We start from the raw sequence: 11,370 nt of genomic DNA, 5'->3' as shown, positions 1-11,370 counted from the left end.
ATTTTAAAATGTGAAAATTTTCAATATTTTTTTTCAATTAAACTTTAAAAAAGTTATGCATTTAACTATTTTTTTATAATTTTCTTGTTGCTTTTGGCATTTTATACATATTTATTAAAAAATTGAGCGCCAAAAGGGAAAAGGAGCTTTTATTATGACACACAAATCAAAAAATCTTACTAAAGTTTTAACTTTAACAGGTGGACTTTTTACTTTTACCACCTTTAACTTTTTAAATATTGCATTAAAAAATACTTCAAATAATATTTTTGATGCAATTGAAAATTTTGAATATTTAAATTCTGTGTTTGAACAAAAGAACTTTTCCAAACATTCTTTTTTATTGGACAATTTAGAAAATAATAAAGAATTAAGTATTAATGAAAATCTAAATTACGTTCAAAACAGTAGTAATTTAAATTATAAAATTCTCACAAATAATGTTGTAGAATGAACCGCAGATTTTAACAGTAATTATACTTATGAAGAAGATGGTGAAAAAAAATATGCATCAAATCCTTATTTTGTAATTTTTATTTCTGACGATTTAAAAATTAATAAAAACATAAAATTAAAAGTTAAAAATTCATTTAATAATTCATTAAGTGAAATTAACTTTAATTTACCTGAGATTAACAATGAAAATTGAGAAGGTAATTTAGAAATTTGAAAAAATCAATCAAATTCACTAACTTTGAAAAAAATTCAAACTTATTCCAAGAACAATTACTACTAACAATGATTCTTTACCTTTTTGACTTAAATATAGTAGTTTAAGTCAAAAAAACATAAATTTTCAAAATTTTGTAAATGAAAACAAATTAAAAGAGAAAAATGGAACATTTTTAGTATTTAAAATAAACAATGAAAACGTAAGAAGAAATAAATTTTCTTTTATTTTTTCCACAAACATAAATGATAAAAGTTTAGAAAATGTTGAAATAAAAAACCAGTCAGCTTTTGTTGGTGCAAACTATTTAGTTGAAAATAAATACAGTCGCCTTACTTTATACAAAGTGAATTATTTTCTCGTAACAAGGGTTAAATTAGAATTAGCTAACAGTTACATAAATAAAGATTTTAAATCTCCAAATTTAATTATTAGTTTGTTTAAATTAAAAAGCGATAAAGATGAATGTATAGGAAGCAATTCCTTAATTAATTTTGATAAATGTTTTGAAAAAATTTTAGAACTACCTAAAATCAATGATTCTAAATATTTAAGAAAAAATCAAGAACAACAAACAGTTAAAAGACAAATCAAACTTTTATTATCTTCTGATATAAATTTCAAAGAAAATAACACAAATAATAATTTTCTTTGAAAAATTCAGTTAGATGAAAATGATCCAAATTCAGAAAACTGAAATAGATTAAATAATTTTTATAGCTTTATTTATGACAAAGACACAAAAATTTTTAAATTAACTAGCAGCTTATCAATTAAAAATCAATTGGTAAATATCTCAAATCAAGAAGAAAAAAATATTTATTTAGAAGCTTATAAATATATTGATGATATTTCGAATATGACTTATTTGCCTAGTGAGTTTGATATTAGAAATAATTCTAATAATAACTTGTTTTTAAAAAGAATTTTAGATTTACAAAAAAATCAACTCTTAAACTTGATTGATAGATACTTAAAGGATTACACTTATAGCATTTACAAAAACAATGTTGGAATCTGAGCCAGTTGAAATGAATTAGTAAATTTACACAAAGAAATAAAAGAACAAAGTACTAATTGAGATCTTTCAAGATTACAAATTAAATTAAAAAATATTTACAATAAATTTATCAATTTGCAAAATCAAATTTCATTTATTCCATTAAACAATTTTATTTCAACATCTATAGATACTTTAGATTTCGCAATTTTAACGAATAATCGAAAATATGCAGTTCCGAATGGATGAGTGTTACCGCAATGAGAAAAATTCTATATAAACTCATGAAATACAAACGTTTTTGATAAATCAAAATCAGATTATATTAAAAATTTCGTCTATAACACTCAGGGTGAAGATGGAGTGTTCAGAAAACGTTTAATTTCTATTCAAAATATCTTGACTTGAAATAAATGAACATATTATTACAAAGGAGATAAAACGCTATCAAATAGTGATATTAGCAAAGTTAAAGATTACTATACTAGACTGATTAATGAATATCAAACGTTAAGAAATGAATTTCATCCAAAATTTTTAAGTCATTCACTAAGTAAAGAAGAAATTTATGAATATGCTAATAAAATTAAAATATTTTTTCACCGTTGAGCAAATTCTTGAACAATTCCTAATCTTTCTGATCCCCATGGAAAATATGCACCACCAACTTTAGTTCACTATATTGGATCGGTAGATGAAGATTTACCAACATTTAATTCTGAAAGACCATTATTAGCCTATAGATTTTTTAATGATGATATTTATTTAAATGATATGAGAGAAGTTCTAAGAAGTGTTCGCCAAAATAAAATACCTTATCTTGGTTTTAATTCGAATTCACCTTTATATGCCTTTTCTAAAGAAGATTTTATTAATTTAATTAAAGAAAAATTAGAAAAATTTAAAAATAGCAATGACAAGAGTTTAAAAAATTCTAAAAAATTCAGTGTTGAATTTATTTTAATTGCTATAAATGCTTATTTTTTGAATGAATTTATAAATTTTAAAAAAACTATTCCATATTTGACAGAAGAATTAGAAAAACAAAGAAGACTTTATAAAAATAATTTACAAACTTTTATTCATTTATGAGCACGCGCATCATCACAAGAAAGAGTCAATAAGTTAAATGAAAATGAAGCAAAATATTTATTAAAACAAATAAATGATTCCAATTTAATTGATCAATTAGAATTAAATATAGAAAAAGCTAAAGAAATTTTAAAAAATATCAATCAAACTGCAGATGATATAAATAATCAAATTTCTGTTCAAAAAAACATTTCTAACTTGAATATAAATAACAAAAATATAGAAAATAACATTTATGATAGTCCAAAATTATTTGAATTATTGCTATATGAAAACTATGAAAATGAATTAAGAAATACAAATAGTTTAGATTGAAGTAATTTAAAATCACGAATTCAAATTTTAAAAGATGAATGAATTCAAAAAATAAGTGAATTTTCTTCTTTTTTTAACTCTCCAAATACAGAAAACACTGTTGAATCATTAGCAAATAATGGAATTAGTAGAAAATCTAAAAATACAAATAACATTGATTGAATCTATTATGCAGTTAATAAAAATACTAACACAGATAGTTATCGTAATAACTTAATAAGTTCATGAACAGAAATGAAAAATACACTTATAGAAACTAAAAAAAGATTAGAAAATAGGTTAACAAATAACTTAAAAATCGAAACAAAAAACAAATTAGATAAATTAAACTATTTAGATAGTGAAGTAAAAAAATATTTTAAAAATAAAATTGATAAAGAATCTGATTTTTCAAATGTTAATGAAATTTTACTTGAAGCTCAAGAATACAACGATTTGACTAAAAGTAATATCATTCCTGCATTTAAAGAAAATCAAGAGGTTTTAAAGCACACTATTTATTTAAAAGCTAAATCAAGTGAAAAATCAAATTTTAGTCATATTCTTGAACAAGTAGCAAATTTGTTAAACATTCAAAACTTAAATATAGAGCAAAACAATGATTTAAAACTACATTTGGTTTCAAAACAATTAACTTCTTTGAATGAAATTATTAATTATTTAAATCAATTGAAAGCAAATAAAAATCAATTAAATGGTTATCAAATTGAACGTGTAACATTTGATGGAAATAGAAAAGAAATTAAGGCCTCTAAAGCACCTTTAAATAAATTTATTTTTACATTTTCAAAAAATGAAAACTCAGTTATAGAAAATTATTCAAAATGACAAGCTAGAGCTAAAAAAATTATTGAAATAAACGATAAAAATGGTGAAAATGGTTCATTAAAAATTGAATATGAAGTTTTTAATCCTAATACAAATCAATGATTTGAAGGCGGAGTATGAAACGAAACATTCACTGGTTTTCAAACTGAATTTTTAAGATTGAAAAACCTTTATCTAAAATTAATTGCAAATAATCACGCCGATAAAACACTTTTACCAAAATTAAGTAGTTTTTACAAAAAATTTCCTACTGAAATAAATAGAGAAGAAATTATCAAAATATTAAATGATTATTTCACTCAGTTTAATGCTAAAGTAGTATCTGTTCATGAAGCAAACAAAAATAATCAAAATGGAGAATGATATTTAAATTACAATATAGAATCAACTCTAGATAGCTATGAAGATGTTAAATATACTGATGCTGTTTTTGCCTTTAAAAAAGATGAAAATAATAAATTGTATTCTTATGTTGATGAACAAGAAAGAATAAATGATGTTTCTAAAAAAATAAACAATAAAAATTTTCTTATCGACATATCTATTCCAAATAGTAGTAACTACTCACTATATAGTTATTTTAAATTAAGAAATCATGAATTAAATAAATTAAAAATAAGAATTGATAATTATCAAGCTGAAACCTTAGATCAAACTATTTTGAAACCTATAGATTTTAATAGTAATATCTTTGATTATTATTATTTAAGAGATTTAAAATTGTTCATTGGTTTTAAACTCTGAGATTTACAAATAGAAAATAGTTTAAAAAACAAATTAAATCAAGAAGAAGGAAAAATTAGAATTCCTTTTGTTATTTTTTCTGCTAATCCAGAAGTTATTAAAAACAATTTAAACATTAATTCAATTTCAAATGAAAATACTGTAATTGAATTAAATCATTTTAAAAAAGAAAGTGAAAGGTTGGATGAAATTTTAGAAAATCCAAATTTACTTGTGGTTTTAGAAAATATTTGAAAAGATAGTGATAAAAATTTAAATCCTAGTGAAATAACATTGGAAAATCTTTCAAATAGACTTGAACAAGTAATAAATTCTGTATTCGATTCAAATACTTTTGAACATAATGAATTAGATAAAGATAAAAAAACTTTTGGTCATGGAGCAAAAATTATTTTGAATAATTATGAAGGAAATGATATTGATGGTTCTCTTAGAGCAACATTTCATTTATTATCTAAATATGAAGGAAATGAACAAATAACATCAAATTTAACTAAAACTATCATTTGAAGAAACTTTTTAACAGAAGAAATGAGATTGAATAATTTGTTTAATAAATATCAAGATCAAATAGATAATCTTTTTGCAAATAAAAAATCTAGATTAGCTTCATCTTTTACAAATTTAGAAGTTGAAAATTTATTAAATTCAATATATAATCCAAACTTAGCTAAAATAGTAAATCTTCAAATTAGTTATAGTGATTTAAGTGGAAAATTAACAGTTACTTTTAATTTACAATCAAGTAAAAATAATTTGGAATCAATTCAATCAAGTGAATTTAGAACTTTTGTTATTAACAATTTCAAACAAATAACAAATGGATTAACTGTAATAAATGAAATTAAGAAAAATAGAATTGAAAAAATTCAAGATTTAGTTTATTTAAGTCAAGCTGAAAAAGATTATTTCAATCAAAAAATTAATGAATTAAATTATTTAAACTTTGTAAATGAATATTCATTAATTGAAAAAATTGAAGAATTTTTTTCAAAAGCAAATTTTACAAATCAAATTAAAGAAAAAATTCTTCATGATATTGAAACTCTTCAAAATTTAAACAATTATCAAAAACTTGATGCAAGAAAAGATATTATTAATTCAAATTACGAATATATTTTAAATTCTAATAATCAACTAACTGAACAAGTTTTTAATACATTTAGAGAATTAGATAATACAATGAAATTAGTTATTGAACTAATCAATCAAAACCAAATTTTTCAAAATGATAGTTATTATGAAAAATTTGATGAAATTTCTAAAAAAGAACATATCTTTATTACTAATATAATGGAAAAATTAATTCACGGTCAATTGTTTGATACTAAAGAAATAGAAAAAATAAAAGATTTTAATGTAGTAAATGAACCAAATTTAAATAGTGCTCAAATATTTAAACTTATTGCTTTTTTTAAAAATTATTTAAAAGAAATGTTTAAAAAATTAATTAATAATATTGAAAATTTTTCTTTTGATGAAAAAAGCCTATTTATACATAAATTGGATAAAACAAAATTGTTTATTGAATTTCTGAATTTCCTTGAAGAAATTAAAGATTTAGATCGAAACAAAGAACATGAAATAAACCTACTAAATAATAATTTTAAATACATTGAAGAAAATGATTTAAACATTTTAAAAACTACTCTTAAATTAAGTAATCTAGACGACAAATTAAATTCACAAAATTTAAGTGTTAAAGATATTAAAGAAATTGCTGAAAAATTAGATATTACAATGCAAAAGATTTTTAAATTAAATAATGAAAAAAATGTTAGTGAATTAACTATCAGAAATATTCGAAAAGAATTAAATAATTTTAAAATTTTTATAGATAAAAAAGATAAAAATAGTACTTTAATTTCTATTAAAAAAGTTAATTTAGAAATTTTAAAAGCTAATCAATTTATACAATTTTTTAAATCAGTTAGTCTTTCTTTTGAAAATTATAAAAATTCTTCAGTGTTTAATTTTTCTAACAAAATTTTTAAAACATTATTAATGAGTCAAAAATCTAGTTTTGAAATTTTTATAAAACAACTAAGTGAAAATGAAAAAATAATTTTTAGTGATGAAATTAAAAAATTTAATTACTTGAATGAAAAAATAGATAAATACTTTTCTTTAATTACTGCTTTGTTAAAACATGACTTTAAAGAGTTTAATTTTTCCATTTATAATTTAATTAAAGTGGAAGAAAAATATGAACTTCCTTTAATGAACTTAATAAGAGAAATAAGATTTAGAGACTATTTTAATTCATTTGATAAAAATGGTAAGAGTAAATTATCATATTCAGATTTAAACATCAAAGTTAATTCTCTACCCCAAGTTATTATTAGTGCTCTTAATCTTAGAAACCATAAAAATTTTTTAATTCATCCAAGCATTCTTTTTGTTATAACTATTATAACTTTAGGATTAATGTATATACTAATTAGAAAAAGAAATAAAAATAATTTTAAAAGATAAAAATTCATTTTTGTTTTTTTAAAATGTAAAATAATTTACATGTATTAGTAGGGGAAGTAAAATGCAAATATATAAAAATTTAATTGAAAATGACACTAAAATCTATACAACTTTAGCCAATACTTCAGCATTTATTTTTCAACATTTTGAAAATTTAAATTGAGCTGGATTTTATATTAATGAAGATGAAAAACTCTATTTGCATGCTTTTCAAGGAAAAATTGCCTGCACAGAAATATTGTTTAATCGTGGTGTTTGCGGTTATGCCGCAAGAACAAAAGAACCTGTTGTTGTTGATAATGTTCACACTTTTCCAGATCATATTGCTTGTGATGAAAATTCAAAAAGTGAAATGGTTATTCCTTTAATTGTTAAAGGCAAATTATTTGGAGTCTTAGATATTGATGCACCAATAGAAAAAAGATTTGACAAAAAGACTCAAAAACAGTTATTAATAATTGCTAAAATTTTAGAAGAAAAATTGACTAATTTACTTTAAATAAATATCTTTTGGAAAATTAAAAAAATATGCTTGTTTTAAGCATATTTTTTTAATTTTAATGATGTTATAAACATTTGGTACCCGGAACAGGACTTGAACCTGCACGCCTTTCAGCAGTAGATTTTGAGTCTACGGTGTCTACCATTTCACCATCCGGGCATTTGTTAAATTATTATAATGAATTTTTTATAAAAACATACATTTTTTATATGATTAATTAGAAAGGTAGTAAATGGCAATTGGAATAGTGGTAGAATACAATCCATTTCACAATGGACATATCAGACAATTAGAGTGAATCAAAAAAAATTTTCCCAATGACAAAATCATTGTTGTAATGAGCAATAAATTTTCACAACGCGGTGAATTAATTGTTGCTTCTTTTAAGAATCGTAAAAAAATTGCTAAAAAATATGGAGTCAATAAAGTTTTAAAGCTTTCTTTTAAAGAGGGAGTTCAAGCTGCACATATTTTTGCTAAAAATGCTATTAATAAACTCTATAAATATAAAATAGATAAGTTAGTTTTTGGTAGCGAAAGTAATAATGTTCAAGAAATGATTGATCTTGCTATTTTTTTAAAAAATAACAAAATTCAGTTTGATCAAAAAATTAAATACTATTTAAAAAAAGAAAAAATGGCCTATCCTAAAGCATATGCACAAACTCTACTAGATTTAAAAGGTAAAAATTTTATTCAACCTAATGACATTTTAGGTTTTGAATATGTAAAACATATTATTAATAATAGTTTAAAAATTAAAATTTTTACTCTTCAGCGAAATATTGGTTATCATTCATTAGAAACAAGCGATAAATATGCTTCTGCAACTTTTTTGAGAGAAAAAATTCAAAAAAAAGAAGATATTTCTTATTATTCCCCATTAAAAATCAAAAAAGTATATAAAATAGATAAATACTATAAGAAATTTCAAAAAATTATGTTAAAAACAAATTTAGATAAAATTAAAAAAATTCCTTTAGTAACTGAAGGAATTGAAAATTTATTTCTAAAACACTTACACTTAAAAAGCTATCAAGATTTTGTTCAAGCATGTACTTCTAAACGTTACACTGCTAGTCGAATTAAAAGAATTATGGCTTGAATTATTAATAAAAAATGAAAATAGAAATTGTAGAAAGTTAAATTCATGAAAATTAAAAAAATATTAACTACAACATCAATAATTACTTTACCTTCAATCGCTTTAATTGCTTCATCATGCAATAATAACAAAAACGGCATAACTTTTTCTCAAGTAAAAAAAGAAATAAATGATGCAATTAATGCTAAAGCCTTTAGTCTAACAACAAATCAAAATGATTTACAGAATGAATTGACGCAAATTCAAGCATTAGCTCAAGAGAACCAATTGAGATACAGAGGTGAAATTATTGAAGACCAACTGAATCAAATTCCATCAGATCCTGCTACACAAGATAAATTTACAGCAGATTATTTAATTGCAAGAAAATTGTTAATTTTTAAATTCGATGATGAAAAATTAAATGACAAATACGAATATGTCTATAAATCAACTTTAGATATCAATAATCAGCCTTATTTGATTATTGATATTTATCATAAAGAAATCAATAGATATGCTGTTACAGGAATTGAAATTCCTGTACAGAATGTAATTAACTATGGTTCACAACATACACATTTTTCATATACCGCAGAAGTAGCTAAAGGGTTAAGTATTGTACAAGCTTATCAATTTAACTTAGATCAAAAGGCACAATATCATTATCAAAAACCTAGTACTAATAATTAAGTATTAGATATTAATAAATATATTTATTAAATTTTGCATACATGTGCTAAAATATGTATGCAATTTTTTAATTGCAGAAAGTAGATTAAATTCTCACCTGATGGCCATAGCCTTGGGTTCTTGCTACAATTAAAGTCTTTAATTTAATAGTAGTTAAAGAGTTGAGACCTCTTTTACTTTTTTATATCATTTATCTATTTAGGAGTTTATTATACAAACAAACAGCAAAAGTAAAAAACCTCAAGCCGAACACATGATTAATCAAAATATTCCATTTAAAAAAGTGTTTGTTATTGGGGAAGATGGCGAAAAAATCGGTGTACTTGAAACTCGTCAAGCTATCGAAATGGCAAAGGAACAACGTTTAGATTTAGTTTTAATTAGTGTTGAACCAAAACCAATCGCCCGTATTTTGAATTATGGAAAATTCAAATATGAACGTAAGAAAAAACAAAAAGCGGCTAAAGAAAAACAAACTATTATTCAAAATCGCCAAATTAGATTGACACCAATGATTGGAATTCATGATTTAAATGTCAAAAGTAAAAAAGCTAGAGAATTTTTACTTGATGGGGATAGAATTAAAGTTAGTTTGAAATTTAGAGGTCGTGAATTAGCACGTCAAGAATTAGGACATGCTACTCTTGAAAAGTTTTATCAGTCACTTGAAGATATTGCAGATATAACTAAAGAGGCGACATTAGTTAATGAACGTTTCTTAGACATGTATTTGCAACCTAATAAAGTTAAAATTGCTAAATACAAAAAAGAGAATAACTTAGTAGATAAATCAACTACAAACACAGAAGCTAAAGTCGAAATTGAAGCTGATGATGATTCTGATGAAGAATAATTGTCACACTTTACTTCGCAGGAGGAGCAAATTATGCCAAAAATGAAGACAAAAAGCGCTCTTAAAAAACGTATTAAAGTAACCGGAACTGGAAAAGTTATGCGTGAGCAAGCTTACCGTTCACACTTAGCCCAAAATAAAACTACAAAACAAAAACGTCAATCACGTAAACGTGCTTTAATGCATGCTTCAGATCTTAAAAGATTTAAAGCAATGTTCTAATTGACACTTTTATTCAACTTAGAACTTATTTCAAATAAATTAAATTAGAAAAGGAAATTAGACATGAGAGTAAAAGGCGGAACAGTTACAAGAGCAAGACGTAAAAAATGATTAAAACTTGCTAAAGGATATTTTGGACACAAATCAATCGGTTATAAAGTTGCTAAACAAGCAGTTGTTAAGTCATGAACATACGCTTTTAGAGACCGTAAACAAGTAAAACGTAATTTTAGAAAATTATGAATCGCTCGTATTAATGCTGCAGTTCGTGCAGAAAACTTATCATATTCACAATTCATTAACGGATTGAAAAAAGCAAACATTTTAATCAACCGTAAAATGCTTTCTGAATTAGCTATTAACGAACCTAAAGTATTTTCACAATTAGTTGAAATTGTTAAAGCAGCAAAATAATAAATTAACTAGCATGTGTGCTAGTTTTTTTTATATTTCTTTTTTAAAAAACTTTTTTGTTCTAATAACAAAAAAGTTTGATTTAGATAATTTTTTTACTTAATTCTTTTGAAATAGCAGTGGCATCATCACCAACTACAAGTGAAATTTTTTTATCACCAACCATTATTCCTGAAACATATTTTAATTCGCTAAGTTTTTTAGTTTCGACTAATGAACGATTATTAATTTCCAACTTTAAATTCGATAGCGAAGAATTTATACTTTTAATGTTTTCTTTTCCGCCTAATAATAAGATTAATTCGTCTAAATTAATATATTTTGGTAGTTCTTGATTTTTAACTTCTTCAATTGATTTTTTCTTGGCTTGTTTCTTTCAATATACTCAACATAAACCTAAAGTTATAACAGTATAAAACCCAATTAATAATTTATCTTTTGCTTTCATATTAGTACTATTATAAAGAAAATTAATTAA

General features: G+C 22.9%; 9 protein-coding genes and 1 tRNA gene. 8 read left to right on the top strand and 2 right to left on the bottom strand.

Annotated features, from left to right (window positions below; all coding sequences use genetic code 4):
• Positions 1–154 precede the first annotated feature (154 nt).
• From EXC37_RS01675 to EXC37_RS01665, 3 genes are all read left to right on the top strand, one after another.
• Entirely contained in the window at positions 155–736 is a 582-nt protein-coding gene (locus EXC37_RS01675) for a hypothetical protein (protein WP_029892163.1), read from the top strand.
• A 280-nt stretch (positions 737–1,016) separates the two neighbouring features.
• Positions 1,017–7,124: an RNA polymerase beta'' subunit family protein gene (locus tag EXC37_RS01670; protein WP_029892162.1), complete on the top strand. Its 6,108-nt coding sequence runs from the start codon at positions 1,017–1,019 to the stop codon at positions 7,122–7,124.
• A 61-nt stretch (positions 7,125–7,185) separates the two neighbouring features.
• A complete protein-coding gene (locus EXC37_RS01665) occupies positions 7,186–7,623 on the top strand; it encodes a free L-methionine (R)-S-oxide reductase MsrC (RefSeq protein ID WP_029892161.1) in 438 nt (145 codons plus the stop codon).
• A 78-nt stretch (positions 7,624–7,701) separates the two neighbouring features.
• Here EXC37_RS01665 and EXC37_RS01660 read toward each other — a convergent pair.
• Positions 7,702–7,785: transfer RNA gene (locus EXC37_RS01660), tRNA-Leu, on the bottom strand.
• A 73-nt stretch (positions 7,786–7,858) separates the two neighbouring features.
• Here EXC37_RS01660 and EXC37_RS01655 point away from each other — a divergent pair.
• The 5 genes from EXC37_RS01655 (at position 7,859) to rplT (ending at position 10,892) form a co-directional block, all read left to right on the top strand.
• Complete coding sequence (locus EXC37_RS01655) at positions 7,859–8,755, top strand: nucleotidyltransferase (RefSeq protein ID WP_029892160.1); 897 nt, start codon at positions 7,859–7,861, stop codon at positions 8,753–8,755.
• A gap of 21 nt (positions 8,756–8,776) precedes the next feature.
• A complete protein-coding gene (locus EXC37_RS01650; protein ID WP_029892159.1) occupies positions 8,777–9,403 on the top strand; it encodes a Vmc-like lipoprotein signal peptide domain-containing protein in 627 nt (208 codons plus the stop codon).
• A gap of 253 nt (positions 9,404–9,656) precedes the next feature.
• On the top strand, positions 9,657–10,256 hold the full coding sequence (gene infC / locus EXC37_RS01645; protein ID WP_006608900.1) for a translation initiation factor IF-3: 600 nt from the start codon (positions 9,657–9,659) through the stop codon (positions 10,254–10,256).
• A gap of 33 nt (positions 10,257–10,289) precedes the next feature.
• Positions 10,290–10,478 carry a 50S ribosomal protein L35 gene (gene rpmI, locus EXC37_RS01640; RefSeq protein WP_006608899.1) on the top strand — a complete coding sequence of 63 codons (189 nt, stop codon included), beginning with the start codon at positions 10,290–10,292 and terminating at the stop codon, positions 10,476–10,478.
• A gap of 63 nt (positions 10,479–10,541) precedes the next feature.
• Positions 10,542–10,892, top strand: a complete 351-nt coding sequence (gene rplT / locus EXC37_RS01635) for a 50S ribosomal protein L20 (protein ID WP_006608898.1) — start codon at positions 10,542–10,544, stop codon at positions 10,890–10,892.
• 82 nt (positions 10,893–10,974) lie between these two features.
• Here rplT and EXC37_RS01630 read toward each other — a convergent pair whose 3' ends face one another.
• Positions 10,975–11,340, bottom strand: coding sequence for a PTS transporter subunit EIIB (locus EXC37_RS01630; RefSeq protein ID WP_029892158.1), 366 nt, complete (start codon positions 11,338–11,340; stop codon positions 10,975–10,977).
• Positions 11,341–11,370: the final 30 nt, after the last annotated feature.

Origin of the sequence: Mycoplasmopsis columbina (assembly GCF_900660685.1) — a bacterium.
GTDB classification, from domain to species: domain Bacteria; phylum Bacillota_I; class Bacilli_A; order Mycoplasmatales; family Metamycoplasmataceae; genus Mycoplasmopsis; species Mycoplasmopsis columbina.
The sequence above is the reverse complement of the archived record's forward strand: the minus strand, read 5'-3'. Positions and strand labels throughout refer to the sequence as shown.